The sequence below is a fragment of the Methylobacterium sp. AC433 genome (assembly GCF_979253015.1).
Map to the genome: position 1 here is coordinate 498,794 of NZ_CEEDBN010000002.1, position 22,124 is coordinate 520,917.

The following is a 22,124-nucleotide window of genomic DNA, read 5'->3' on the forward strand; positions in this document are numbered from 1 at the left end:
CGCGGTGGGTCGGGTCCGGCCCGCGCAGGTCCGTCGTCCACCGGCGCGCCGCCGACCGTCGAACGAGATGCGATGTCCGAGACGCCGAATTCGCAAGATCCCGCTTCGCAAGATCCCGCTTCGGAAGATCCCGCTTCGGAGGCTTCGGCCTCCGCGATCCCGTGCGACCGGTTCCGCCTGCCCGCCGATCCGGACCGGCGGGCGGGCACCTGGGAGGCGCATCTGGCGTCGATCTACGCGGTGACGGTCGCCCGCGACGCCGACCTGTCGGCGGGCATCGGGCTGACGACCTACAATTTCGGCTCAGTGCTGCTCGGCAGCGTCTCGGCGCCGGCCCAGCGCCTGGAGCGCAACGCCCGCATGATCGCGCGCCAGGGCGTCGACCACATCCTGCTGCAATTCTACACGGTCGGGCAGAGCAAGGTGGAGAATGGGCGCCGGGCCGCCGCGGTGAAGCCGTGGCAGCTGGTCGTCTTCGACATGGCGCAGCCGGTGGTGACCGAGGCGGAAGCGGTCTGTGCCACCAACATCATGCTGCCCCGCGCGCTCCTGGCCGACCACATCGCGACCATCGAGGGCCTGCACGGCCAGTCCCTGGATTACGGCGGCACGCCGGTGCGTCGGCTGTTCCACACCTTCCTGTCGGGGCTCGCCTCCTGTGCCGAGGGCTTGAGCGCCCACGAGGCCCGCCACCTCTCCCTCTCGGCCGCGCATCTCTGCAACGCCTGCTTCCAGCCCGACGAGGGCGCCGCCCGGGCCTCGGACCGGCTGACCAGCATCGCGATCCGCCGCTTCATCGAGGCGGAGCTGGGCTCGGAGGCGCTGGATGCCCCCGCGATCCTCGCCCGGTTCGGCCTGTCCCGCTCGAACCTTTATCGCCTGTTCGAGGCCGATGGCGGAGTCGCCGCCTATATCCGCGAGCGGCGCCTGCTGCGCGCGATGCGCCTGCTGACGGCGCCCGGCGGGAAGCCGCGGGTCTCGGCCGTGGCCTACGCCACCGGCTTCTCCAGCGAGAGCGCGTTCTCCCGCGCGTTCCACCGGCGCTTCGGCGTCCTGCCGCGGGAGACGGGACTGAGCGCGGTCCTGTCCGGCATGGGCCGCGAGGCGCAGCCGGCCCTGGTCTCCTGGATGAAGACCCTCGCGGCCTGACCCCGACGGCCGAGGACGCCCGGCGCCTGGATGAAGCCCTGCGCCCGGATCCGGCGGTTCAGCCGCCCCGGGCCGAACGCCGGCGCATCGTCAGGATCAGGTGCGCGGCCGAGACCGCGTGCCCGATCGTGATGACGAGGGCGGCCCCGGTGATCCCGTACCAGGCGATCAGCGGGACCATGATCGCCAGGGAGACCACGAGGCTGACCACGAAGGCGCGGAAGACCGGGCCGGTGTCTTGGATCGCCCGGAAATACTGGGTCACCATATCGCGCAGGAAGATGCAGGCGACCGCGAGCGCCAGGATGCGCACGCTGGCGGCGTAGTCGGCGAAGGCCGGCCCGAACACCAGGGCGAGCCAGGTCCCGGCCGGGAGCGCGATGGCGAGGAGGAGCAGGGCGACCACGGGCCCGAGGGTCAGCGTCGCCCGCTCCAGATAGGCGCGCAGGCCCCGGTCGCCGCCGGTCTCGAAGGCCTGCGCTGCGGCCGTGGGGAGGATGTTTTCGGTGGCGGTCAGCAGGATGATCACAAAGCCGACGAGGTACTGCGCCGCCCGCAGGCCGCCGATCGCTTCGTCGCCGAGCGCGATCCCGGCGACGATCCAGGCCAGCTGCTCCTGCCCGAAGGTGACGAAGACCAGGGGGAACATCCAGCGGCCGATGCCCCAGTGCCGCCGCGCCACCGGCACGAGGCGCAGCGGGCGCCGCGGCGCGCGCCAGATGCCGTAGGCGAGGGGGGCGGCGGTGACGAGGGCGGTGCCCGCCAGGAGCGCGGTCGCCAGGGCCGCGTCGAGGACGAGGCCGCACCACCAGGCGAGCGCGAGGGCCAGGGGGAAGGCCACGGCCCGGGCGGTGTCCATCGCCACGGCGACGAGGCCGCGCCCGCGGGCGAACAGGGTTCGGCGCACGGTGAGCTGGAGGTTCTGCGCCACCGTCAGGGCGGCGCCGGCGGCGACGACGCCCGGCTCCACGGCATGGTGGCGCAGGGCGAAGACGGCGACGAGGGCCAGGGCGACGCCGGCCGCGGCCACGACCGAAGCGAGGAGGGCGGCGGCCAGGACGGTGGCGTCGTAGGTCGAGGCGGATCGGCGTCCCCGCGCCGCCAGCGTCATCATCGGCGCCGTCACCAGGGCGTTGTGCAGCCCCTGCGCGAAGGCCGTCACGATCAGGATCAGGACGAAGAGGCCGAATTCCTCGATGCCGACCAGGCGCGCGGTGGCGATGCCGCTGACGAAGCCGAAGCCGCTGACGACGGCCTGGTCGAGCAGGGAGGCCAGGGCCGGACGCCGGGCGAAGCGCCGGGCGCGGGCGACGAGCCCGGCCTCGTCGCCGCGGGGCTGGATCACGGGGCTTTGCGGGACCATCGACCTCCGGGGGGCGCGTCGGTCAGCGATAGGACAGGAAGGCCGCCGCCGCATCCCGCAGGCGCGGGGTGCGGCCATAGATCCAGCGCGGGCCGCTCAGGGCCGGCGTCTTGCTCAGGCCGTGCTTGAACTCGAAGACGCCCCGGTTGTTGGCCGGGTCGATGCCCCCGAAATCGAAGGTCCGGCGCCCCTCGGCATGGGCCTGCTCGACGAAGCGCCAGACCGCCAGGGTCGGGGCGGCGCAGGCCCGCGCCCGGTCGTTCGAGGCGGTGTAGAAATCGGTGAAGCGCCGGCCCGAGACGTGGGCGATGCGGATCAGCACCCGCTCGCCCTTCTCGCGCACCTCGAGGATGCGGTGGTGGGGATCGCGCGCGACGAGGTCGCGGAAGAGCGGCCCGTTGAGGCTGTCGCGAAAGCCCTTCTGGGCCTGGAGCGCGCCGTACATCTCCCAGAAGGCGTCGAAGGCCGCGAGGCGCTCGTCGAGGTCGGTGAGGAAGCGCGTGGTCAGGTCGGGATTGCGCTCGGCCTTGCGCAGGGCCTTGCGCCAGCGCTGGTCCATCGCCTGGAGGAGCGGCTCGGTGCCCCCCGTCAGGTCGAGTTCCAGGGTGAAGTACTTGGCCGACTGCGCCGGCACGAAGCCGTGACCCAGCAGGGCGAGGAGGATCGCGTCGGACTGGAAATGCTCGAAGCTCACCGCCACGAGGTCGAGGCGGCCGAGGGCCAGGTGCTCGAGGAACAGGGCGACCACCGCGTCGGCGTGCTTCTCGCCCTTCTCGGTGAGGAGCGGGCAGCCCTGGAGCAGCACGAAGCGCACGAAGCCGCGCCGCTTCACCTGATACTGGATCAGCGCCACCGGCGCCTCGCTGGCATCGCGCACGACGAGGCGTGTCACGTCCCAGCCGATCCTGCCCTTGTAGGCGCCCCACATCCACGACGCGAAGACGTTGCCGCGGGGCAGCGACCAGATCGCTTCGTCCCAGACGGCCGGGTCCGGGCAGGGACGGATGGTCAGTGCCGCGCTCATCGGAGTTTCATGTCTCGCAGGTCCGCCAAATTCGTAGGGCCGTCGGGTCGATCGATCGAGGCGCCTTCTTACGGTGAAATGCCTGTCATCCCTGCTCGCGCGGCGCTCGTCTTCAGGCAAGACTGTGAAGATCCTTAATTTAACGCTGTTGGCGAATGGTTCGGGGGATGTCCGTCGCGTCGCTGCTGATCAGCCGCGGATCTGTTAAGGTCGCGTCATGCCCAGGACGTTCGAACATTTCATCCGCGACACGCCCGTCCTGCGCGAGGCGGCCCTGCGGGTGCGGGCGCTGTCCCGGTCGATGGCGGCGGCGCCGCCCGGGCTCTACACGCTCTGCTATCACCATGTCGCGCCGGGCCGGCAGGAGCGCTTCGCCCGTCAGCTGCGCTTCCTCGCCCGGCACGGCACCTTCGTCACGGCGGACCGGGCCGCCGACCTCGTCGCGCGCGGGGAGGCCGCCCAGGGCCGCTCCTTCCTCGTCAGCTTCGACGACGGCTACGCCGACACCCACGCGGTGGCGCTGCCGGTGCTGCGCAGCCTGGGCATCCCCGCGATCCTGTTCCTCGTCAGCGACTGGATCGACGCGCCCCCGGACGCGGACCGGGCCGGCTACATGGACCGCGCCGCGGTCGAGGACTGGCTCGCCGCCGGCCTCGACGTCGGCTCCCATTCGGCGACCCACCGCAACCTCGCGCGCCTCGACGCGGCGGAGATCGGCGCGGAGCTGACCCGCTCGCGCCGGGACCTGCAGGCGCTGACCGGCCGTCCCATCCGGGACTTCGCCTGCCCCTGGGGCGTGGCCGGCACCGATTTCGACCCGGCGCGGGACACGGCGCTGGCCCGGGACGCGGGCTACCGCAGCTTCCACACCACCCGCCGGGGCGTGGCCCGGGGACCGGACGACCTCATGCTGATGCCGCGCCACGTCCTCGAGCCGGACTGGGGCCTCTACCAGATCGATGCCCTGGTGGGCGGGCGGGCGCGCGCCGCCCGATGAGCCGAACCGCATCCGGGCGCCGCGACGGCCCCGTGGTGATCGTGATCGGTGCGCGCGCGCCGTACATGCACCGCCTCTACGAGCGCCTCGGCGCCGCCCTCGACCGGCCCCTGCACGTGCTGGCCTGCAGCGCCCGCGAGGCGGCCCGGCAATGGGAGATGCCCGAGCCGGAGGCCTACCGCTTCGCCGTGGTGCCGGGCCTGCGCTGGTACCGCAGCGCGGTGAGCAACCTCTACGTCAACCCGGCCATCGTGCCCCGCCTCGCCGCCCTGCGCCCGAGCGTCCTCGTGGTCAACGACTTCGCCCCCACCATGCTGATGGCCGCCGCGGCCGCGCGCGCCCTCGGCGTGCCCTACGGCCTGCGCACCGACGGCGTGCCCGAGACCGATCCCGGCCGGCGCTCGCGGCCCCACCGGGCGATGCGGCGGCTGCTGGTCCCGGGCGCGCGCTTCGGCCTCGGGCCGAGCGCGGGCAGCCTCGCCCTCCTCGAAGGCTACGGCCTGCCCGCCGACCGCCTCGCGCTGGCCCCGCTCTTCCCAGCCTGGGATGCCGGCCCGGCGGCGGACACGCCCGAGCCGGAGCGGCCCTACGACCTCCTGTTCTGCGGCATCCTCAACGAGGACGTGAAGGGCGCGCGCTTCTTCACCGACGTCGTCCTCGCCTGTGCGGCGCGCGGCCGGGCTCTCCGGGTCCGGGTCGCCGGCGACGGCCCCCTGCGCGCCGAGATGGAGGCGCGCCTGGCGGCGGCCGGGGTCGCGGCGCGGTTCGACGGCTTCGTGCAGCAGGCGGATCTCGGCGCGGTCTACGCCTCGGCGCGGCTGTTCCTGTTCCCGAGCCGGGGCGACGTCTGGGGCATCGTCCTGCAGGAGGCCCTGCAGAGCGGGACGGCGGTGCTCGCCTCGCCCCATTCGGGCGCGGCGCGGGAGCTCGTCGCGGCCTTCGAATGCGGCGAGGTCCGCCCGATGACGGTGGCGGGCTGGGCCGACGCGGCCCTGGCGCTCCTCGACGATCCCGGGCGGCGGGCCGCCTTCCGCAGCCGGGCCGTGCCGGCCCTGGCGCGGTTCTCCCTCGACGCCGCGACGCGGGCCTACCGCGCGGCGCTCGGCCCCGCCCTCGCCTGAACCCGGCTCAGAACAGGGGGACGCCGTGCGGCGGGGCGGACCGCTTGCCCCGGCGGGCGCGGTCGAAGGCCACGATGGCGAGGAAGCGCGGCACCACCTGGGCGTAGCGGGCGCGCAGGCGCCGGGGCTCCTGGATCAGGCGGAAGAGCCATTCGAGGCCGCACCAGGTCATCACCCGCGGCGCCCGCGGGATCGTGCCGATGTTCACGTCGAACGCCGCCCCCACGCCCATGGCGACGATCCCCGGCAGGAACGGGGTGTGCGCCTGCATGAAGAGCTCCTGCTTGGGCGTGCTGAGCCCGATCCACAGGATCTGGGTGCCGTTGGCGCGCAGGCGCGCGTAGAGGTCCCCGGCCTCCGGTTCGGTCAGGGGCCGGTAGGGCAGGGTCTCGGCCCCGGCCACCGCGAGGCCGGGCGCGCGCCGGGCCATCTCGGCGGCGAGCTTCTCGGCCACGCCGGGTCCGCCGCCCAGGAAGAAGTGGCGCCAGCCCGGCTCGAGGCCGGCCCGGCACACGGCCTCGACCGATTCGATGCCCGGCACCTGGGCGATGGCCTTGTGGCCGCGCAGGCGCCCGACCCAGGCCAGGGGCCGCCCGTCGGCGCAGACCAGGAGGGCGGCGTCGTGGGCCGCGCGCACCTCCGGCTCGTCCTGCGCCCGGACGATGCCGTGCGCGTCGCGGAAGACCACGAAGGTGCCCGGAGCGGGGGTGTGCCGGCCCAGGCGGCGGCGGAGCGCCGCGACGAGGCCGCCCATGTCGGTGATCGAGACCGGGACGCCCCCGAGGAGGAAGTGCGGAACATCCGGATCGTGGCCCCAGGCGCGCGCAGGCATGTTGGTGTCCGGAATGAGGGGGCGCGTCATGCGGCGGCCCGGGCGGTGTCTGTGGAACGGGCCGCGACGGCTTCGCGGTAGATCGCGAGCGCGCGGGCGGTGACGGCGGCTTCCGTCCAGTCGCGCTCGTAGGCCTGGCGCGCCCGGCGGCCCATCGCCCGCGCGGCGTCGGAATCGTCGATGATCCGGTCGAGGGCGCGGGCGAGCCCCGCGGGATCGCGCGGCGGCACCAGGAGGCCGGTCTCGCCGTCGGCGACGAGGTCGGCCAGGGCGCCGATGCGCGAGGCGACGACGGGCGTGCCGAGGCTGAACGCCTCGGCGATGACCATGGGCAGGCCCTCGTACCAGTGCGAGGGCACCACCAGGGCGGCCGCCCGCGCCATCGCCGCCTGCACGGCCTCCCGGTCCTGGGGGCCGAGGACGGTCAGGCCGGGGGCGCGGCGCAGGACCGCCTCCTCGGGACCCTCGCCGATGACCGTCACGGGTGCGCGGCCGAGCCGCGCGGCCTCCATCAGGGTGCCGACGCCCTTCTCGGGCACGAGCCGCCCGACGAACAGGATGCCGGCCCGCGGGCCGGCCGTGTCGAGGCCCGGATCGGCGAGGCCGTTCGGCTTGATCCGGATGCGGCTCTCCGGGAGGCCGGCGGCGAGGAAGCGCGCGCGGGCGAAGGGGGTGAGCGCGATGAAGCGGTCCACGTCCCGCTGCCAGGTGCCCGCCCGCCGGTGCACGTCGATCATCCGCGCCACCGCCAGCGATCCCAAACGGGAGCCGCGATAGCAGGCGTGCCGCACCGCCCGATAGGGGGAGCCGGTCACGCAATCCTCACAAGGTCGGGATTCGCGCATGAGGATGCCGTTGGCGCAGGTCACGCGGAAATTGTGAAGGGTCTGCACGGTGGCGACCCCTTCGGCGCGCACGGCCGCATGCATGCCCGGCGAGACCTGCGGAAACACGTTGTGCGCATGCACCAGGTCGGGCCGGAACGCGCGCACCGCCTCGACCACGGCGGCGATCCCGCGCGGCGCATGCGCCGCCTCGAAGGCCGTGCGCAGGCGGTCCCATCCGGTGCGGATGCTAGCATTGTCGAAGAAGAGCGTCTCGACGGTCTGCCCGGCGCGGCGCAGGCTCGCCACCTCCTGGGCCACCACCGAATCCTCGCCGCCGCGCACCTGGTAGCGGTTGTGCACCACGAGGATGCGCAGGGGCGCGGCGCCGGGCGTTGCCGCCGCGGACGGGCCGCCACCCGGATGGCTTCGAGTGACCTCTGGACTGATCATCGCGACATGCCATGCCCGGTACGGTGGCAGCGCGGCTGCCGACGAAGTGAACGACGAGCGTGGGGCCGCCGGTCCTCGGCAAGATTAAGCGCGCTCGTCTTAAGAATTGCCACCGTGTTTCGAGGATCAAGCCGCATCGCCATTCACCTTTGTCTTACCACGTTGGACATCCGGGCCTTGGAGCCGGGCGACTGAAAGACCTGGTGCGGCGGAGAGACTCGGGACGGCGGGCGAATCGAGGTCGGCGGCAAGCACGGACATACGTTACGTCAGATGAACGCGCGCCCCTCGATCTCTCCTTCGCACCCCCGGCCAACGCGGTCCTGGCCAACGCGGTCCTGGCCAGGACGTTCGCGGCGGAGCCCGCGACGTCAATTTATGGTTGACGATCGCCTGCGCGCCGCGCGGATCGGACGGGAGGGCAGAGGGTGTGGGTCCATGCGGGAGTCGCATGTCTGGTCCGTGATCCACCGGGAACGCCCCCGCACGGCCAGATCGGCAGGAACATGGGCCGGAGCCTGTCGTTGTTTGGCAGATTGACCGTGTGAGCGGCGCCCGCCGCCGCTTGCCCGAGATCAAGCTCAGCCGAAATCGGAGGCTCGGCGCCGCCACCGCCCCTGGTGCGGGTCGCGCGGTGCGCCTTCCAAGAGACTTTCCACGAGACTTGCCACGAGAATTGAAGGACGATCCGAATGGCCGATAAGACCCAAGCCGGTAACCAGCGTCTCCACGAGACCCAGAACGGCACCAAGTCCAACGCGAAGAAGGTTTCGATCGACGTGCTGAACGCGCGCCTGTCGGACGGAATCGACCTCGCCCTCGACGTGAAGCAGGCCCACTGGAACCTCAAGGGTCCGCAGTTCATCGGGATCCACGAGATGCTCGACGGCTTCCGGACCGAGCTCGACGACTACAACGACAAGGTCGCGGAGCGCATCACCCAGCTCGGCGGCACCGCGCGCGGCACCGCTCAGGCGGTCGCCTCGGCCTCGCAGCTGAAGCCCTATCCCCTGGACGCCTACGCGATCGCCGACCACCTCGCCGCGCTGATCGACCGCTACGGCGTCTACGCCAACGCCGTGCGCCAGAACATCGACGACACCGACGAGGCGGGCGATGCCGGCACGGCCGACCTCCTCACCGAGGTGTCGCGCGGCGTCGACAAGCAGCTCTGGTTCCTCGAAGCCCACGTGCAGGAGCCGACCGGCACCCTGCGCGACGGCGACCACGCCGGCCAGCGCTGAGCATCAACCCGACATCGATGAAGATTGGGGGGCGCCGCGAGGCGTCCCCTTTTTCGTGGGCCGACGGCATCGAATTCGGGCCTGCCCGCGACGGCCCGGAGTGACGGCGCGGAGCCCGGATCACGCATCCCATCGCCTGTCTCCCCTGGAACCCGGGTCTCCGCGGCCATGAGCGGGACCGGAAGCGGGCGGCGGATCATCCGCTGCGGTCACACACGCCGCCGCAGCCGTCGCGCACAGCCGCTGCCGCGCTCACTCGGCGTTGCTCAGATCCGAATGCGCCGGCGACCGAGGCGGTGATCGTCCGGTGACGGCCGCTTCCGTCGCCCGCGCATCCGCCCCCAGGTATCCGCCCCCAAGGTATCCGCGCGCGATGGCCGAGAATTCCGGCGTGCGCAGGTAGCCGTAGGACTTGTGGTGGTTCGCCTCGCCGGTGGGCCGGCGGTAGTCGTTCACCACCCGGTGGTCGGCGACCGCGACGCCGGCATCGTTCGGCCGGAAATCCTCCGCCAGGGTGCCGGTGAGCGTGACGATGTCGTTGCCGTCGGCGAGGTTGGTCCAGTGGCCGAGGTTGTTCGGAACCCGGGTCTCGCCGAACTCGGTCTCGATCTTCATCTTCACCTTGGCGAGGCCGAGCGGGGCGCCGACGGTGACGAGGTGGTCGATCCGCAGGTCCGGGCGGTCCCGCTCCAGGAGCCGCAGCACGTCGTAGGCGATCACCGAGCCCATGGAATGGGCGACCAGCAGGATGCGGTGGCCGTGGAACTGCGCCAGCCGCTCGCTCAGGCGGTTCCGGACCTCGGCCGCGAAGGCGCGCTCGCCGTGATAGTGCCAGAGGTCGTCGAAGCGGTGTTCCAGGATGACGTCGTCGACCAGGGTGATCCCGGTGGCCTCCTCGATGCGGTCGATCCCGGCATACAGGGTGGCGAGGACGTCCTGGCCGGTGAGGCTCGGTGCGTCGGCCTCGGCGGGCAGGGGGCCCGACTCCGCCTGCGGACGGTACGGCTCGTCGATGGCGTCGCTGGCGAGCGGCGCTTCGTAGCGCAGGTCGGCCCAGTACACGAAGGCGAGGCCGAAGGCGGCATCCGCGAGCCCTTCGTTCCGCGCCAGGCCCTCGGCGATGGCCTCCCGCCACCAGCGCGTCTTCTCATCGACCGGCGGCTTGTTGGCCAAGCCGTGGATGCCGACGATGACGCTGGGCCGTTCCATGGTGTCCGAGGATTTCCTGTCCGGGCGGCCGTGCCGTCGCGACTCTTCGGCCGCCGCAAGTCTTCGATGGCGCGAATCTTCGTTGTCGCACGGCTCCGTGACCGCAACGCTTCTCCGATCTAGGGCCGGCCGCAGGGCGGGCGACCGGACGAAAGGTCGCCCGGGGGCCGAGCGCCGCTCAGCCGGCATCCTCCCAATAGCCGCGGACATCGGCGGCCGTGGCGGTGAGGTGGACGTGTTCGTCCACCCGCTCGACCCAGGCCAGCGGCAGCAGGTGGTGGCGGCCATGGGCAGCGGGGTCCGACCGGGTCAGTTTGATGAGGGTATCGCCCTCCATGTGGTCGACCGTCCCCACATGGAGCCCATCCGACGACCGGACTTCCATGTGCGCCTTGATATCCGCTGTCTCTGGCATCTGGCCTTTCCGCTCCGCGACCCTCCAGGCTCAACGGCCCGGCGCGGCCGTGGTTCGATCGCAGGGCGCTTCGCCACGGGGCTCAGGCCGGCCGCGCGCCGAACCCGATATCGGCGGCCACCGCCCGGAGCCGCTCCGGCTCCCGCTCCTTCCGCTCCGAGTAGCGGTCGACGAGGTAGTCGGCCCGCTCGCGGGTCAGGAGCGTGAACTTGACCAGTTCCTCGCAGACATCGACCACCCGGTCGTAGAGCGGACCCGGTCTCATCCGGCCGGCCTCGTCGAATTCCCTGTACGCCATCGGCACCGAGGACTGGTTCGGGATGGTGATCATCCGCATCCAGCGCCCGAGCACGCGCAGGCCGTTGACCGCGTTGAACGACTGCGAGCCGCCCGAGACCTGCATCACCGCCAGGGTCCGCCCCTGCGTCGGGCGCACCGAACCCTCCGACAGCGGCAGCCAGTCGATCTGGGCCTTCATCACCCCGGTCATCGCCCCGTGGCGCTCGGGGCTGACCCAGACCTGGCCCTCGGACCAGACCGAGAGGGCGCGCAATTCCCGCACCTTGGGATGGTCGGCGGTGGCATCGTCCGGCAGCGGCAGGCCGTGCGCGTGGTAGATCCGCACCTCGCCGCCCATCGCCTCCAGCAAGCGCGCCGCCTCGTAGGCGAGGAACCGGCTGAAGGAGCGCTCGCGCAGGGAGCCGTAGAGCAGGAGGAAGCGCGGCGCGTGGGCGAAGGGCCGCGCCCCCGCGAGATCGCCGGCGGTCGGGACGGCGAAGTGGGGGCCGCTCAGGGCCGGCAGCCCGTCGGCGAAGAGCTGCGGGGGGTGGTCCGAAGGGGAACTGTTCGAGGCATGGGTCTTGTCCAAGGCGCGCCGGTCCTCTACGTTTCAATGATGCTTGAAACATTGACATCATGATGGACGAGGGGCAAGCCGTCGCCGCCTTCGCGGCTCTCGGCCAGGAGCACCGCCTGCGCATCGTGCGCCGCCTCGTCACCGCCGGGCCGGAGGGCCTGGCGGCGGGGCAGCTCGCCGAGGCGGTCGGCATCTCCGCCACCAACCTGTCGTTCCACCTGAAGGAGCTCAGCCGCGCCGGGCTCGTCGGCGCGCGGCGCGCCGGCCGCTCGATCCACTACAGCGCCGCCTACCCGGACCTGTCGGCGCTGATCCAGTTCCTGATGCGCGACTGCTGCCAGGGCCGGCCCGAGGTCTGCGCCCCCGCCGTCGCCGCCCTGTCGGCCTGCTGCCCGGAGACCGCCTGATGGACGTCGTCATCTACCACAACCCGGCCTGCGGCACGTCCCGCAACGCGCTGGGCCTGATCCGCGACGCCGGCATCGAGCCGCACGTGGTCGAATACCTGACGTCGCCGCCCACCGGCGCCCTGCTGCGCCGCCTCGCCGAGCGGGCGGGCCTCACCATCCGGGACCTCTTGCGCGAGAAGGGGACCCCTTACGCCGAACTCGGCCTCGACGACCCGGGCCTCACCGACGACCGCCTCCTCGCGGCCATCGCGGCGCATCCGATCCTGCTCAACCGTCCCCTGGTCGTGAGCCCCCTCGGCGTCGCCCTGTGCCGCCCCTCCGAGACCGTGCTCGCCCTGCTGCCGCCCGAGCCGGGCGCCCTCGCCGCGGCGGACGGCGCGCCCGTCCCCGATGCGCAGGGCCGGCCCGTCACGGGGACCTGATCCGAGCCTTCCACAAGACCCGCGCAAGATCTCGATCCGACAAGAACAAGAAGAACCGATGCTCGCCCTGGTCATCTTCGTGGTCACCCTGGTCCTCGTCATCTGGCAGCCGCGGGGACTCGGGATCGGCTGGAGCGCGCTCGCGGGGGCCGCCGTGGCACTGGCCACCGGCGTCATCCAGGCCGGCGACATCCCGGTGGTCTGGCACATCGTCTGGGACGCGACCTTCACCTTCGTGGCGCTGATCGTGATCTCGCTCCTCCTCGACGAAGCGGGCTTCTTCCACTGGGGCGCCCTGCACATCGCGCGCTGGGGCGGCGGCCGCGGCCGCCGGCTGTTCCCGCTGGTGATTCTCCTCGGCGCCGCCATCGCGTCGGTCTTCGCCAATGACGGCGCCGCCCTGCTGCTCACCCCGATCGTGCTGGCGATCCTGGTCAGGCTCGAATTTCGGCCGGCGGCGGCGATGGCCTTCATCGTCGCCTGCGGGTTCGTGGCCGATTCGACCAGCCTGCCCCTGGTGATCTCGAACCTCGTCAACATCGTTTCGGCCAATGTCTTCGCAATATCGTTCGGCCGCTACGCCGCCGTCATGGTGCCGGTGAACCTCGTCTCCCTGGCCGCGACCCTCGCGGTGCTGTGGCTGTTCTACCGGCGCGACCTCGACACGACCTACGCGGTATACGCGCTGGAATCCCCCCGGCGCGTCATCCGCGACGCCGGGGTCTTCCGCGCGGCCTTTCCGCTCCTCGCCGTCCTGCTCTGCGCCTACTTCGTCACCGCCCCGTTCGGCGTCCCGGTCTCGGCCGTCACCGGCGCCGGTGCCCTGGTCCTGCTCGCCCTTGCCGGCCGGAGCGGGGTGATCCCGCTCCGCAAGGTCTTCGCCGGAGCCCCCTGGCAGATCGTGCTGTTCAGCCTCGGCATGTACCTCGTGGTCTACGGCCTCAAGAATGCCGGCCTCACCGAAATCCTGGCTCGGGGCCTGGTCCGCCTCGCCGCTGCGGGACCGGTCGCCGCCACGCTCGGGACGGGCGTCGGGGCCGCCCTGCTGTCGTCCGTGATGAACAACATGCCGAGCGTCCTGGTGGGGGCGCTGGCGATCCAGCAGGCCCCGGACCTGTCACCTCTGACCCGCGAATTGATGATCTACGCCAACATCATAGGCTGCGATCTCGGTCCGAAGCTGACGCCGATCGGCAGCCTCGCGACCCTGCTCTGGCTGCATGTTCTCGACGCCAAGGGCCAGCGCATCACCTGGGGCCAGTACCTGAGGGTCGGGCTCGTCCTGACGCCGCCGGTCCTGCTGGCGGCGCTTCTCGCCCTCGCGGCCTGGCTCCCGTTCCTCGGGACATCCTAGGGGAGCCTCGGTCTCGCCGTCGCATCCGCCCCACGGCTCGGTTCGGCGGCGCCCAGCTTCGGACCTCCGTAAGGTCAGCGGTCGAGGCGGATCGGGAAGCTGAGCTCCGTCGTGCCGGCCGGTGTCAGCAGCGGCTTCGGCGGCGGGCTGAAGGGGCCGGCCGCCCTGACCAGACGCTGCGCCCGTCGATCGAGATCTGCCACACCCGAACTCCCCTCGACATCCACCCGGTTCACGAAGCCGTCGGCGGCGATCTGGACCCGGACCACCACCGTTCCGGTCCTGCGCCTCCGTGCCGGCGCGGGCCGTCCAGGATCGGCGGTATCGATCTTCGCGATGACGTCCGAGAGCCAGGCCCTCACCTCAGGAGGCGTGCGTTCGCGCGCCAGCGCCGCCGAGCCGATCAGGAGGGCCGCGCCGAGACCGAACCAGCGGACGAGCGGGCCTAGTCTCATCGGCGGAACTCCCGGTGCAAAAGCAAACGACGCAGGGCCGGTGAGCCGCTGCGCCGCTGGTCGTGGCCGCCGAGGGGGCGATGGCGGCCGGCTCTGTGATGCACCCGGATCGACGGTGCGGATGTGCGCTCGGGCACAGGGGAGCGGGCAGGCGGCGAAAGCGGTGCGCTTGCCGGGGCCGAAGGGCCGCGACATCGCCGCGAGGCGGCAAAACGCTGATCGGCTTCCTATCTATCGGTCATCGCCATCACGCCTCGAGCCGGAGTGAACCATGAGCCATGAACGCGCTGTCCTCGCAGGAGGCTGCTTCTGGGGGATGCAGGACCTGATCCGGCGCCAGGAAGGTGTCGTGTCGACCCGTGTCGGCTACACGGGCGGGGACGTTCCGAATGCCACCTACCCTAACCACGGCACCCACGCCGAGGCCATCGAGATCACCTACGATACCGAGCGGACCAGTTTTCGCCGCATGTTGGAATTTTTCTTCCAGATTCATGATCCGACCACGCTCAATCGTCAGGGCAACGATCGCGGTCTGAGCTATCGATCGGCGATATACTACACCGATGACGCGCAGAGGAAGGTTGCGGAAGACACGATCGCCGACGTCGACGCATCCGGCCTCTGGCCTGGAAAGGTGATGACCGAAGTGGCGCCTGTCGGTCCCTTCTGGGAGGCCGAGCCCGAACATCAGGATTACCTGGAACGACGCCCCGACGGCTACACCTGCCACTTCGTTCGTCCGAACTGGCGGCTTCCCGTTCGGGCGACGGTCACGCAGAGCAACTGAGGGAAGGTATTCCCACCCCCTGTCCGGCAGTGGGCACGCCGACGATCGAGACCTCCGGCTGGCTGGTCCGGATCCCTATCGCAGGGTTTCGGACTCGCCTGGCCGCAGCGGGCGATCCTGCCCGCCGGGACCGCCGAGTGAAACATGTGAGTTCAATCGATCCAGGTGGTCGAACACGTGCTCGAAGGCGCGCGTCACCGCCTGCTCGAAGGACCCGTCGGCCTTGCCCATCGCGGTCTTGAGGCCGTTGATCAGGTCGCGGTGCGTCTCGGTATCGCTCGCCATGGTCGCTCCTCGCGGTCCGGCGGGAGCGCCGGCACGAAGTACCAAGTCCTGGTCCCGATTGATGTTCCGGCTGCACTCCGAGCGAGGCTTCCGTCCCGAAGGCCGCGTGACGGCCTTGCCGGAGCCGCGAAATCTCCCGACGAAAAGCTGCCTGGACGTCTGCGGATGGGAGCGAATGAAGGAGGGAACGGTGGTGCCGCAAGAGGGATTCGAACCCCCGACCCCCTCATTACGAATGAGGTGCTCTACCAGCTGAGCTATTGCGGCGCGGTTCCGGGTCGGAGACTCGTGTCCGAGGGGACCGTTCGGGGGAGGGTCATATCGATCGCGGCGTCGGATGGCAAGCTTGGACCGGCCTCGGTGTGGTGGGAAAAGCGATGCAGCGCGGACACGGTGCCGGGGCATCGTGATGCCCGGAGGTCCGCTTGCTTGACGGCCCGACGGTCGCCCCTGAAGGATTCAGGGCGTTCCAAGGATTGTCATGTCGCTGCTCGCCCGCCTTCGCGCCTATGCCGCCGAATCCTTCGGCCTCGGAAGCCATGACGCGGTTGCGGAGGAGGGCGATGAGCGTCTCGCGGCCATCGCCCTCCTCGTGCATGTGGCCCGGGCCGACGGCGTCCTGGCGCCAGAGGAGACAGAGCGCCTCGGCCGCCTCGTGGAAGGTCGTTTCACGCAGAACCGGACCGAGGCCGAGGCCCTGATCGCGCGCGCCGCCGCGTTCGACGCGCAGACCCGCGACATGGCGCAACTCGTCGAGATGATCGGCCACGAGGTTGGGCCGGAGCGGCGCGCCCGGCTCCTCGCCATGGCATGGTCCGTGGCCGGTGCCGATGGCAGCGTCCACGAGTTCGAGGAGGCCCTCGTCGAGCGCCTCGGCGGCCTGCTGGGCCTCGACGAGGTTGCCATCGGCGAGGCCCGGCGCAGCGCTGCCGAGGGACGGGTCGTCCTCGGCTGAGCACGCGGCCCTGATGATCCTCAGCCTCACCCTGATCCTTCTGGCGCAGCTCATCGGCGAGGCGCTTGCCCGAGCGACTGACCTGCCGATCCCGGGTCCCCTGATCGGCATGGCGCTGCTGCTGCTGTTCCTGATCCTGCGGGATCGGGTGCCGCGGTTGGCTGGACGCGTGCTCGCGCCGCCGCTGGTGGACGGCCGCCTGGAGAGTACCGGCAAAGGGCTGCTCGCCCACCTGTCGCTGATGTTCGTGCCGGCCGGCGCGGGAATCGTTGGGCGCCTCGATGTTCTCGCGGTGCACGGCATCGCCCTGGCGCTGGTGGTGCTGGTCTCGACCGTCACGACCCTGGCCGCCACGGCGCTGACCTTCGTGGCGGTCTCGCGCTGGCTCGCCAAGCCGAAAGCCCGGTCATGACCGGGGATTTCGCCGTCTGGGTCTACCTCTCGCGGACGCCGCTGCTGTGGCTGACCGTGACCCTCCTGGCCTACGTGGTCGCCGACCGGATCGCCCAGGCGACCCGACGCCATCCCCTGGCGAACCCGGTCCTGATCGCGATCGCGCTCACCGCCGCCGTCCTCGAACTCACGAAGACCCCCTACGTCACCTACTTCGAGGGAGCCCAGTTCGTGCACTTCCTGCTCGGGCCGGCCACCGTGGCCCTGGCGATTCCGCTCTATGAGTATCGCGCCACCGTGCTGCGCTCCCTGGCGCCGATGCTGGCGGCCCTCCTAGTCGGCTCGGTGGTCGCGCTCGCCTCGGCTCTTCTGCTGGGCGAGGCCCTCGGCATCCCGCGCGACGTCATCATCTCGCTGGCCCCGAAATCCGTGACGACGGGCGTCGCCATGGGCATCGCCCAGACGCTCGGCGGCGATCCGACGCTGGCCGCCGTCATCGTCATGCTCACCGGCATGACCGGCGGCATCCTCGTGACGCCCCTGATGAATGTCCTGCGCATCCGGGACATGCGGGCCCGCGGCTTCGCGGCCGGTCTCGCGGCCCACGGCGTGGGGACGGCGCGCGCCTTTCAAGTGAATGAGGTGGCGGGCGCCTTCGCGGGCATCGCCCTCGGATTCAACGCCTTCCTCACCGCGATCCTGGCACCGATCGCGGTGACGTTCCTGCGCTGAGGGCTACTCGGCAGCGACGGGCGCCGTCACGTCCCGAGGTACGAACCGGCCATCATTGGCTGGCTGCATGTCGAGGCGCCGGTCGTGCAGGTCGTGCAGGGTCGAGCGGTGGCCGATGGACACGATGGTGGTGCCCGGCAGGCGCTCGCGCAGCATCCTGTAGATCGCGGCCTCGCTCGGCTCGTCGAGGGCGGCGGTGGACTCGTCGAGGAAGAGCCAGTCGGGTTTGGCGAGGACGGCCCGGGCCACGGCCAGCCGCTGCTGCTCGCCGCCCGAGAGGCGCTGATCCCACGCATCCACCTCGTCGAGGCGGTCGACGAGCGTCGGCAACTGTGCGGCCACGAGGGCGTCGCGGATGGCCTCGTCCGGGAACATGTCCGTGGTGTTGGGATAGACGACGGCGCCGCGCAGGGTACCCAACGGGATGTAGGGCCGCTGCGGCAGGACAAGGGCCGACTGCCCCTTGGGCAGGTCGATCCGGCCCTTGGCGAAGGGCCAGATCCCCGCGATGGCGCGGAACAGGGTCGATTTGCCTGAGCCGGATGGCCCCGTGAGCAGCGTTGCGCCGCCCTTGGTGATGGTCAGGTTGTCCGCGGCTACGATCTCGCGCCCGTCGGGCAAGCCGAGGCTGAGCTTCGCGGCGGTGACGTCGCCCTTGGTGTCGTTGCCCTGGAACAGGCCTTCGCCGGTCCCGCCGATCGCTTCCGCCTTGGTCATGGCCTGCTTGAAAGACGAGAGACGGTTCGTGTTGGCGCGGTAGGCCGCGATGGTGACGTAGGAGTTGATGAAGAACGACAGTGACGACTGCACGCTGCCGAAGGCATCGCCAGTCTGCTGAAACTGTCCGAGCGTGATTTTCTTCAGGAAGTAGGACGGCGCGGCGAGGATGTAGGGAAACACCACGCTGATCTGGCTGTAGGATAGGGTGAAGCTGCCGAGCTTGATCCGCCGCACGATGATGTCGAGGTAGTTGTCGACGATGGCGTGAAACAGGCTGCCGAGACGTACCGTCTCGGCGCGTTCGCCGCGCAGGAGCGCGATCTGCTCCCCGTAGATGCGGGTGCGGGCGAGCGAGAAGCGGAAGTCGGCCTCCACTTTCTCCTGGCGGAAGTCGAGTCCGATGAGGGGGCGTCCGATGACGTGCGTCAGCCAGGTGCCGACGACGGCGTAGCCGACCACCAGCCAGACCAGGAAGCCCGGCACCACGGTATCGGTGAAGGGCAGCACGAAATCGCGCGACAGGCCCCACAGGATGACCATGAAGGAGACCAGGGTCGCGGCCTGCGACAGGAGGCGGATGGAGAGCGTCGTGGTCTGGGAAATGAAGAGGTTGATGTCGCTCTGGATACGCTGATCCGGATTGTCGGCGCTCTCCCCGGTGAAGGGGACGCGATAATGCGTCCCGGCATCCAGCCAGCGGCCGTAGAAGCTGCGCGTCAGCCAGGTACGCCACCGGATGTGCAGGGTGGCGTCGACGAATGTGTCGAACATGCCGACAACGACCCACACCGTCGCGAGCGGTGCGAACACCCAGACGAGCTGGTACCAGAAGGCGTCGGCGTTGTATTCCTGCAAGGCGTTGAACAGGTCGCGGAACCAGAAGTTCAGGCGCAGCTGCAGCGCGACCTGCGCAAAGGTGATGAAGATCGACAGCGCGACGAGGCGCTGGCCGACCTTTCCCTCGGTGCTGCCGAACAGGCGGAACGGACCGATCTCCCGGGTCGGCTTGTCGGTCGTGGCGAAGTAGGGGTCCGCGATCAGCGTGATCGCCCGGATCGGCTCCAGGTACGAGATCGCCAGGACGATGCCGGCGAACACCACGGCGCCGGTGGCGGCGAAGCTCGGTGGCAGGAGGGCGGCCAGCGTCGGAGGCAGGAAACCCATGACGGCCAGTTGCTTGGCCCCCGCCAGGAACAGGTAGCCGATGCCGTAGACCGAGACGAAGACCTTCAGGTAGGACGAGAGACGGCCCGACCCGAGCAGGATGCCCGCCATGGCAAGCCCGCTGAGGCTGACGTAGAGTGGGGCGGAAACGCCGGGCAGGAGAAGGAGCGCGAGCGCGAAGAGCGCCGTGATGGCGGCTTGCAGGCCGAGGCCTGTCCTCAGTACGGCCACGCGCATCTCCCCTCGTTTCTTGGAATCGTCGGGCGCCGAGCCCCGGGGGAGCGCCACCGCACCGGCATTGCAGGCGGGTCGTGGCGAGATCGTGGCGCTCTGCTGCGGCGGACTATCCGCGCGCCGCCGGACTTCCTACCAATCCCAATCGCCGAATTCCGGCTCACGACATCGATAGCCGATCGGGCATTCCGGATTGTCGCGGGTTGGCACGAAGCGCAGTTCCGCGATTTCGGTGAGACCGCACTGACCTCGGTCGCGCACGAAGCGTTCGAGGGGGCCGCCGGAACTGATGGCGACGGAGCCGCGGCTCTTCACCAAAGCCATCGCGTCGGCACAGGTCATGCGCTGGGTCATCGAGAGGGGGCTCTGGGCACTAGCCGGCGTCGCCAGGGCGGCGCAGATGGCGAGTGCGAGGCGTCTCGTCACGATACTCGGCGCCACTTTTCCGTTTCGACACGGCCAAGCATGGCAGTTTCCGCGTTGCGCGGAAAGGGGTTGCCGTCCGCTTGCCGCAATCGGACGCTCTATCCACCGGGATTGCGCCCTCGCCTGGGCGCTCCACCCAGTGCGCGACCGCCCGAACCCGGCCCGGTGCGCCCGAACGGACGAACGTCGAAGCCATGACGGGATTGTCGATCCTCAACCTTGATGCCGTGCGGGCGGCCCCTGTCTCCCGCGAGCCCTACAGCTTCTTCCTCGGCAACGACGTGCTCAAGCCGGAGGCCGTCGACGAGATCCGCCAGGATTTCCCCGCGATCGCCAAGCCCGGCTATCTCACGGTCGACGAAGTCGCCCTCAAGGGTCGATTCAAGGCGCTGATCGACGAGCTGGAGAGCGACGAGTTCTCCCGCATCATGGGCGAAAAATTCGGCATCGACCTCGTCTCCTGCCCACGCCTCACCACCATCATGAAGCGCAGCCAGCCGAAGTACGGTTCGATCCACACCGACGGCCCGTCCAAGGTGATGACCATGCTGATCTACATGAACGACGCCTGGGACGCTCCGGCGGCCGGCCGGCTGCGGGTGCTCTACGACGGAAAGAACTACGAGCCCTTCGCCGTCGAGGTGCCGCCCACCATGGGCACCATGTTCGCCTTCCTGCGCGCCGACAATTCGTGGCACGGCCACGAGCCGTTCGAGGGCGAGCGCCGGGTGGTGCAGGTCGCCTGGGTGAAGGACGCGAACGAGCTCGAACGCAAGAAGAAGCGCAACCGAACCGCGCAGTTCCTCAAGGGTATCTTCGGCCGCTAATTCCGCGCCGAAGCCCCGTCGAGCCCCGGTCGCAAGGGACCAGGGCTCACTGCCCCATCGGCAGCACACCGTGTCGGTCGGATCCCGGCAGCACGACCGACCGCTCGCCCGTCGGATGTCCTCCAGTCCGGGTCGGTATCCCGTCGCCGATGCCCATCCCCGTCGCCCCGGTCTCCAAAGGGACGGGCACTCTGCCCGCGCCGACGTGCCGTCGGCTGCCCCTGCAGGCGCGGCGAGGATCGAAGGCGGCGCACGTGCGAGCCTGTCGATGCGGCTTGACCGCAAGCTCTCTTCGCCCTTCTCAGCGGATGGTCCCTGGCCCTGACAACCGCGCGTCGACGTGACCGGCGGGGGATGCCTGTCGGAGATCGGCATGCGACGCATCGCGCTGAGCCGCCCGCGTGATTCGCGTGTCCGGCGAGCCTGATCCCTCGGTTTGCGGCTCGCCGTCCCGACCGACAGCGACGGGAGACGCATTGGGGAGAGGAACGGGCATGAGCGAAACCGCGCGTCGGCCAAGGGAGAGCGGCCGGCTGATCGCCGTCGCGAACATGAAGGGCGGCGTGGGCAAGACGACGACGGTGGTCATGCTGGCCGAAGCTCTGGCCGCGGACGGAGCTTCGGTGCTGGTCGTCGACCTCGATCCGCAGGCCAGCGTCTCGGTCTGCCTCGCCGGGGAAACGGTGCTGGCCGAGATGATCGCCAGGGGCCGGACCCTGGAGGCCTACCTCGCCCTCAAGCTCGTGAGCCGCGAGAAGCCACTCCTGGCGCCCCGCATCCGGAATCAGATCAGCGTCACTATGCACCGCAACGAGCCTCTCGCGCTCGCGCTGCTCCCGGCCGGTCCCTATCTCCGCTTGGTCGAGCGCGAAATTATCTACGAACTCACGGCGCGCAACTTCTCGATGCGCGCCATCGACGGAAAGCTCTGGACGATCTTCGAGGACGAGTTCGTGCCGCTCGCGGAGCGCTACGACTACATTCTCTTTGATTGCGCACCGGGCATCTCTCCGATGACCGAGGTCGCGATCCGAGGAGCCGATCTCGTGATCGTCACGTCGATCCCGGACTATCTCTCGACCTACGGGCTCGACGCTTTCATCCAGACGGTATGGGGCGACAAGGATCGGCGGCACGACGCGGCCGTACCCGCGCGTCAGCCCCACGTCCTTGTGACACGGTTTCAGCCGCAGGTTCGCCAGCATCAGCACACGCTGGCGCGGCTACAGGCGGAAGCGAACGCCGAGGATGCGGGGTTCCGCCTCTTCGCAACGCGCATTCCCCAGGCGGCGGCGCTTGCCGGAGCGCTCATGCCACGCCGGGATCCGCCTACGTTCTCGGGCAAGTACGGCATCCATGTCTCCAACATCCTCATCCCGCTGGTCGCGGAAGTAAACGTATGGCCCGCCCCGTCCGCAAGTGGCTTATGATCCGCTGGTCTGAGCAGTCTGCATAAACGTATCCGGCCTT

Annotated in this window: 24 protein-coding genes and 1 tRNA gene; 13 read left to right on the plus strand and 12 right to left on the minus strand. The window is 70.4% G+C overall.

Annotation, left to right across the window (positions count from 1 at the left end; all coding sequences use genetic code 11):
• Positions 1–72: 72 nt before the first annotated feature.
• The gene (locus AC0IWM_RS05830; protein WP_471753481.1) at positions 73–1,149 is read left to right on the plus strand and encodes a helix-turn-helix domain-containing protein; all 1,077 of its coding nucleotides are present in this window, start codon (positions 73–75) and stop codon (positions 1,147–1,149) included.
• A 58-nt stretch (positions 1,150–1,207) separates the two neighbouring features.
• On the opposite strand, the gene AC0IWM_RS05835 is transcribed toward AC0IWM_RS05830, so the two are convergent.
• Positions 1,208–2,512, minus strand: coding sequence for a lipopolysaccharide biosynthesis protein (locus AC0IWM_RS05835; protein ID WP_471753482.1), 1,305 nt, complete (start codon positions 2,510–2,512; stop codon positions 1,208–1,210).
• Between the two features lie 22 nt (positions 2,513–2,534).
• On the minus strand, positions 2,535–3,536 hold the full coding sequence (locus tag AC0IWM_RS05840; protein ID WP_056467123.1) for a lipid II:glycine glycyltransferase FemX: 1,002 nt from the start codon (positions 3,534–3,536) through the stop codon (positions 2,535–2,537).
• A gap of 217 nt (positions 3,537–3,753) precedes the next feature.
• Between AC0IWM_RS05840 and AC0IWM_RS05845 the strand changes: the two genes are divergently transcribed.
• Complete coding sequence (locus tag AC0IWM_RS05845) at positions 3,754–4,533, plus strand: polysaccharide deacetylase family protein (protein ID WP_471753483.1); 780 nt, start codon at positions 3,754–3,756, stop codon at positions 4,531–4,533.
• On the plus strand, positions 4,530–5,654 hold the full coding sequence (locus AC0IWM_RS05850; RefSeq protein WP_471753484.1) for a glycosyltransferase family 4 protein: 1,125 nt from the start codon (positions 4,530–4,532) through the stop codon (positions 5,652–5,654). Before AC0IWM_RS05845 ends, AC0IWM_RS05850 begins: the two co-directional genes overlap by 4 nt.
• 7 nt (positions 5,655–5,661) lie before the next feature.
• Here the strand turns inward: AC0IWM_RS05850 and AC0IWM_RS05855 are convergent, their stop codons facing one another.
• A complete protein-coding gene (locus AC0IWM_RS05855; protein WP_471753485.1) occupies positions 5,662–6,516 on the minus strand; it encodes a WecB/TagA/CpsF family glycosyltransferase in 855 nt (284 codons plus the stop codon).
• Entirely contained in the window at positions 6,513–7,763 is a 1,251-nt protein-coding gene (locus AC0IWM_RS05860) for a glycosyltransferase family 4 protein (protein ID WP_471753486.1), read from the minus strand. The genes AC0IWM_RS05855 and AC0IWM_RS05860 overlap by 4 nt, the downstream gene beginning before the upstream one ends.
• A 692-nt stretch (positions 7,764–8,455) precedes the next feature.
• Between AC0IWM_RS05860 and dps the strand changes: the two genes are divergently transcribed.
• Complete coding sequence (gene dps / locus AC0IWM_RS05865) at positions 8,456–9,007, plus strand: DNA starvation/stationary phase protection protein Dps (protein WP_056467134.1); 552 nt, start codon at positions 8,456–8,458, stop codon at positions 9,005–9,007.
• Between the two features lie 252 nt (positions 9,008–9,259).
• Here the strand turns inward: dps and AC0IWM_RS05870 are convergent, their stop codons facing one another.
• From AC0IWM_RS05870 to arsH, 3 genes are all read right to left on the minus strand, one after another.
• Positions 9,260–10,216 (minus strand): lipase/acyltransferase domain-containing protein, encoded by a 957-nt coding sequence (locus AC0IWM_RS05870; protein ID WP_471753487.1) that lies wholly within the window; start codon positions 10,214–10,216, stop codon positions 9,260–9,262.
• A 178-nt stretch (positions 10,217–10,394) separates the two neighbouring features.
• On the minus strand, positions 10,395–10,631 hold the full coding sequence (locus AC0IWM_RS05875) for a DUF2171 domain-containing protein (protein WP_056467141.1): 237 nt from the start codon (positions 10,629–10,631) through the stop codon (positions 10,395–10,397).
• A gap of 82 nt (positions 10,632–10,713) precedes the next feature.
• On the minus strand, positions 10,714–11,499 hold the full coding sequence (gene arsH / locus AC0IWM_RS05880) for an arsenical resistance protein ArsH (protein ID WP_471753488.1): 786 nt from the start codon (positions 11,497–11,499) through the stop codon (positions 10,714–10,716).
• A gap of 47 nt (positions 11,500–11,546) precedes the next feature.
• Between arsH and AC0IWM_RS05885 the strand changes: the two genes are divergently transcribed.
• From AC0IWM_RS05885 to AC0IWM_RS05895, 3 genes are read left to right on the plus strand one after another with little or no spacing between them, the layout of a single operon-like run.
• A complete protein-coding gene (locus AC0IWM_RS05885) occupies positions 11,547–11,894 on the plus strand; it encodes an ArsR/SmtB family transcription factor (RefSeq protein WP_471753489.1) in 348 nt (115 codons plus the stop codon).
• Positions 11,894–12,319 carry an arsenate reductase (glutaredoxin) gene (gene arsC / locus AC0IWM_RS05890; RefSeq protein WP_471753490.1) on the plus strand — a complete coding sequence of 142 codons (426 nt, stop codon included), beginning with the start codon at positions 11,894–11,896 and terminating at the stop codon, positions 12,317–12,319. The genes AC0IWM_RS05885 and arsC overlap by 1 nt, the downstream gene beginning before the upstream one ends.
• Positions 12,320–12,377: 58 nt before the next feature.
• A complete protein-coding gene (locus AC0IWM_RS05895; RefSeq protein ID WP_471753491.1) occupies positions 12,378–13,673 on the plus strand; it encodes an arsenic transporter in 1,296 nt (431 codons plus the stop codon).
• A gap of 74 nt (positions 13,674–13,747) precedes the next feature.
• Here AC0IWM_RS05895 and AC0IWM_RS05900 read toward each other — a convergent pair whose 3' ends face one another.
• On the minus strand, positions 13,748–14,128 hold the full coding sequence (locus AC0IWM_RS05900) for an energy transducer TonB family protein (RefSeq protein ID WP_471753492.1): 381 nt from the start codon (positions 14,126–14,128) through the stop codon (positions 13,748–13,750).
• A gap of 271 nt (positions 14,129–14,399) precedes the next feature.
• Between AC0IWM_RS05900 and msrA the strand changes: the two genes are divergently transcribed.
• The gene (gene msrA / locus AC0IWM_RS05905) at positions 14,400–14,918 is read left to right on the plus strand and encodes a peptide-methionine (S)-S-oxide reductase MsrA (protein ID WP_471753493.1); all 519 of its coding nucleotides are present in this window, start codon (positions 14,400–14,402) and stop codon (positions 14,916–14,918) included.
• Between the two features lie 75 nt (positions 14,919–14,993).
• Here msrA and AC0IWM_RS05910 read toward each other — a convergent pair whose 3' ends face one another.
• Positions 14,994–15,203 carry a hypothetical protein gene (locus AC0IWM_RS05910; RefSeq protein ID WP_471753494.1) on the minus strand — a complete coding sequence of 70 codons (210 nt, stop codon included), beginning with the start codon at positions 15,201–15,203 and terminating at the stop codon, positions 14,994–14,996.
• A gap of 191 nt (positions 15,204–15,394) precedes the next feature.
• Positions 15,395–15,470, minus strand: a tRNA-Thr gene (locus AC0IWM_RS05915).
• A 214-nt stretch (positions 15,471–15,684) separates the two neighbouring features.
• Here AC0IWM_RS05915 and AC0IWM_RS05920 point away from each other — a divergent pair.
• From AC0IWM_RS05920 to AC0IWM_RS05930, 3 genes are read left to right on the plus strand one after another with little or no spacing between them, the layout of a single operon-like run.
• A complete protein-coding gene (locus tag AC0IWM_RS05920) occupies positions 15,685–16,158 on the plus strand; it encodes a tellurite resistance TerB family protein (protein ID WP_471753495.1) in 474 nt (157 codons plus the stop codon).
• A gap of 13 nt (positions 16,159–16,171) precedes the next feature.
• Entirely contained in the window at positions 16,172–16,570 is a 399-nt protein-coding gene (locus AC0IWM_RS05925) for a CidA/LrgA family protein (RefSeq protein WP_471753496.1), read from the plus strand.
• On the plus strand, positions 16,567–17,283 hold the full coding sequence (locus AC0IWM_RS05930) for an LrgB family protein (RefSeq protein WP_471753497.1): 717 nt from the start codon (positions 16,567–16,569) through the stop codon (positions 17,281–17,283). The genes AC0IWM_RS05925 and AC0IWM_RS05930 overlap by 4 nt, the downstream gene beginning before the upstream one ends.
• Positions 17,284–17,286: 3 nt before the next feature.
• Here the strand turns inward: AC0IWM_RS05930 and AC0IWM_RS05935 are convergent, their stop codons facing one another.
• Both AC0IWM_RS05935 and AC0IWM_RS05940 read right to left on the minus strand, forming a co-directional pair.
• Positions 17,287–19,398, minus strand: coding sequence for an ABC transporter ATP-binding protein/permease (locus tag AC0IWM_RS05935; protein WP_471753525.1), 2,112 nt, complete (start codon positions 19,396–19,398; stop codon positions 17,287–17,289).
• Positions 19,399–19,533: 135 nt separating this feature from the next.
• On the minus strand, positions 19,534–19,827 hold the full coding sequence (locus AC0IWM_RS05940; RefSeq protein WP_471753498.1) for a hypothetical protein: 294 nt from the start codon (positions 19,825–19,827) through the stop codon (positions 19,534–19,536).
• A gap of 194 nt (positions 19,828–20,021) precedes the next feature.
• Between AC0IWM_RS05940 and AC0IWM_RS05945 the strand changes: the two genes are divergently transcribed.
• Positions 20,022–20,654 carry a 2OG-Fe(II) oxygenase gene (locus AC0IWM_RS05945; protein ID WP_056467183.1) on the plus strand — a complete coding sequence of 211 codons (633 nt, stop codon included), beginning with the start codon at positions 20,022–20,024 and terminating at the stop codon, positions 20,652–20,654.
• 494 nt (positions 20,655–21,148) lie between these two features.
• Positions 21,149–22,084: a ParA family protein gene (locus tag AC0IWM_RS05950; RefSeq protein WP_471753499.1), complete on the plus strand. Its 936-nt coding sequence runs from the start codon at positions 21,149–21,151 to the stop codon at positions 22,082–22,084.
• Positions 22,085–22,124 lie beyond the last annotated feature (40 nt).

What these genes read in the sequence shown, in the direction of transcription:
- AC0IWM_RS05830 (WP_471753481.1), top strand. Translation starts at nt 73, where the DNA reads ATGTCCGAGACGCCGAATTCGCAAGATCCCGCTTCGCAAGATCCCGCT.
- AC0IWM_RS05835 (WP_471753482.1), bottom strand. Translation starts at nt 2,512, where the DNA reads ATGGTCCCGCAAAGCCCCGTGATCCAGCCCCGCGGCGACGAGGCCGGG.
- AC0IWM_RS05840 (WP_056467123.1), bottom strand. Translation starts at nt 3,536, where the DNA reads ATGAGCGCGGCACTGACCATCCGTCCCTGCCCGGACCCGGCCGTCTGG.
- AC0IWM_RS05845 (WP_471753483.1), top strand. Translation starts at nt 3,754, where the DNA reads ATGCCCAGGACGTTCGAACATTTCATCCGCGACACGCCCGTCCTGCGC.
- AC0IWM_RS05850 (WP_471753484.1), top strand. Translation starts at nt 4,530, where the DNA reads ATGAGCCGAACCGCATCCGGGCGCCGCGACGGCCCCGTGGTGATCGTG.
- AC0IWM_RS05855 (WP_471753485.1), bottom strand. Translation starts at nt 6,516, where the DNA reads ATGACGCGCCCCCTCATTCCGGACACCAACATGCCTGCGCGCGCCTGG.
- AC0IWM_RS05860 (WP_471753486.1), bottom strand. Translation starts at nt 7,763, where the DNA reads ATGATCAGTCCAGAGGTCACTCGAAGCCATCCGGGTGGCGGCCCGTCC.
- dps (WP_056467134.1), top strand. Translation starts at nt 8,456, where the DNA reads ATGGCCGATAAGACCCAAGCCGGTAACCAGCGTCTCCACGAGACCCAG.
- AC0IWM_RS05870 (WP_471753487.1), bottom strand. Translation starts at nt 10,216, where the DNA reads ATGGAACGGCCCAGCGTCATCGTCGGCATCCACGGCTTGGCCAACAAG.
- AC0IWM_RS05875 (WP_056467141.1), bottom strand. Translation starts at nt 10,631, where the DNA reads ATGCCAGAGACAGCGGATATCAAGGCGCACATGGAAGTCCGGTCGTCG.
- AC0IWM_RS05885 (WP_471753489.1), top strand. Translation starts at nt 11,547, where the DNA reads ATGATGGACGAGGGGCAAGCCGTCGCCGCCTTCGCGGCTCTCGGCCAG.
- arsC (WP_471753490.1), top strand. Translation starts at nt 11,894, where the DNA reads ATGGACGTCGTCATCTACCACAACCCGGCCTGCGGCACGTCCCGCAAC.
- AC0IWM_RS05895 (WP_471753491.1), top strand. Translation starts at nt 12,378, where the DNA reads ATGCTCGCCCTGGTCATCTTCGTGGTCACCCTGGTCCTCGTCATCTGG.
- AC0IWM_RS05900 (WP_471753492.1), bottom strand. Translation starts at nt 14,128, where the DNA reads ATGAGACTAGGCCCGCTCGTCCGCTGGTTCGGTCTCGGCGCGGCCCTC.
- msrA (WP_471753493.1), top strand. Translation starts at nt 14,400, where the DNA reads ATGAGCCATGAACGCGCTGTCCTCGCAGGAGGCTGCTTCTGGGGGATG.
- AC0IWM_RS05910 (WP_471753494.1), bottom strand. Translation starts at nt 15,203, where the DNA reads ATGGCGAGCGATACCGAGACGCACCGCGACCTGATCAACGGCCTCAAG.
- AC0IWM_RS05920 (WP_471753495.1), top strand. Translation starts at nt 15,685, where the DNA reads ATGTCGCTGCTCGCCCGCCTTCGCGCCTATGCCGCCGAATCCTTCGGC.
- AC0IWM_RS05925 (WP_471753496.1), top strand. Translation starts at nt 16,172, where the DNA reads ATGATCCTCAGCCTCACCCTGATCCTTCTGGCGCAGCTCATCGGCGAG.
- AC0IWM_RS05930 (WP_471753497.1), top strand. Translation starts at nt 16,567, where the DNA reads ATGACCGGGGATTTCGCCGTCTGGGTCTACCTCTCGCGGACGCCGCTG.
- AC0IWM_RS05945 (WP_056467183.1), top strand. Translation starts at nt 20,022, where the DNA reads ATGACGGGATTGTCGATCCTCAACCTTGATGCCGTGCGGGCGGCCCCT.
- AC0IWM_RS05950 (WP_471753499.1), top strand. Translation starts at nt 21,149, where the DNA reads ATGAGCGAAACCGCGCGTCGGCCAAGGGAGAGCGGCCGGCTGATCGCC.